1 protein-coding gene is annotated in these 767 nt (G+C 78.4%); it reads right to left on the minus strand.

The window, feature by feature from the left end; all coding sequences use genetic code 11:
- Nucleotides 1-74: 74 nt before the first annotated feature.
- Nucleotides 75-737: a lysoplasmalogenase family protein gene (locus tag G3I42_RS17650; RefSeq protein ID WP_164287095.1), complete on the minus strand. Its 663-nt coding sequence runs from the start codon at nt 735-737 to the stop codon at nt 75-77.
- Nucleotides 738-767 lie beyond the last annotated feature (30 nt).

A 767-nucleotide genomic window follows, 5' to 3' on the forward strand; every position in this document is an offset into this window, starting at 1 on the left:
GGACGCGGGCGGGACGCGGTGGCTTCCGCGCGCCGGACTCCTCCTGGCCGTCGTCGTGCCCGTACCCGCGCTGCTCAGCGCGCCGCCACAGCGGGGCCGCTGGTGAGCGGCTGCCTCCGGAGGAGGCCGGTGACGAGCAGGTACTGCGCGAGGGCGTACGTGAGCATGACCCAGAAGTCGGCGGGCGCGGGCCGGGGCAGATCCGCCGCGCCGAGCGCGATGAGCAGGTCCGACACGAGGAAGAGCGCGCCGCCCGCCGCCGCGCGCGCCCCGCACCGCTGCGCGGCGAGCGCGGTCGCCGTGAGCAGCACGCTGTAGGCGGCCATCGGCAGCCGCAGTCCCGCCGGGAGCCCCGGCCACAGCACGAGGAGCACGGCGGCGAGGACGAGGACGCCGCCGCCGAGCCGGACGGGCTGGGCGCGCGGAGTGGCGCCGTGACGCAGGAAGGTGACGAGGTAGCAGACGTGTCCGGCGGCGAAGGCGGCCATCCCGGCGAGGAAGGCGGGGTCGGCGGGGGAGAGCAGGAGGAGATCGCCGAGCCACCCGGCGGCGAGCGCGGCGAGCAGCGGGCGGGGGGCGCCCGCGCGCACCGCGTACCAGGCGAGGAGAGGCAGGAGCAGGGCCTTGCAGGCGGCGTGCGCGGGCCAGGCGTGGAGGCGGGTGTCGAGGAGGACGGCGAGGAGGTCGGCGCAGGCGACGAGGGCGAAGAGGCGCAGGGGCAACGGGACGCGGGTCACCCGGCGGCCTCGGTGGCGGCCGGGCTCGCG

It is taken from the genome of Streptomyces sp. SID11385, assembly GCF_010548245.1.
Taxonomy (GTDB): Bacteria; Actinomycetota; Actinomycetes; order Streptomycetales; family Streptomycetaceae; genus Streptomyces.